Source organism: Mesorhizobium sp. M1E.F.Ca.ET.063.01.1.1 (assembly GCF_003998155.1).
Taxonomy (GTDB): domain Bacteria; phylum Pseudomonadota; class Alphaproteobacteria; order Rhizobiales; family Rhizobiaceae; genus Mesorhizobium.
Window position 1 is genome coordinate 1 of sequence record NZ_RZSC01001725.1, and the last position, 403, is coordinate 403.

Sequence of the window (403 nt, forward strand, 5' to 3'; positions counted from 1 at the left end):
GGCCGCCGGAGGTCGCGCCGAAGAACTTGTGGCCGGAATCGATGATCTCCTGGGCGGTATATTCCTGTGCCCGCAGCGCGGAGGTTGAGAAGACGAGAGCGCCCATGAGGGCAATCGCCATGGAAATGACACGGAAAAGATTCCGGTCGTAGAATCGGGAAAACATGCTTCCAATCTCCGTCAGGGAGCACTTTCGCCGACGCCTCGCACCCCCCACGGCTCTTGGCGGCCGCTCGAGGTGACTATCACTGGAAACTATGCCGTAATCCTTTTTCAACCATTAAGCTCTCACATGAAGATGGCGGTTCGAAGGCCGGGGAACCCAGCTCTGGCCCCGAAACGCTGCGCGGGCCCCGTTCCACACCAGTTCCGGCTTCTCGTTCTTGAGGAAGGCGATGGCGAC

1 pseudogene is annotated in these 403 nt (G+C 59.8%); it reads right to left on the reverse strand.

The features are described from left to right. Positions 1 to 166 (reverse strand): annotated as a pseudogene (locus tag EOA29_RS44155) (DUF1134 domain-containing protein); the annotation flags it as partial. Positions 167 to 403 lie beyond the last annotated feature (237 nt).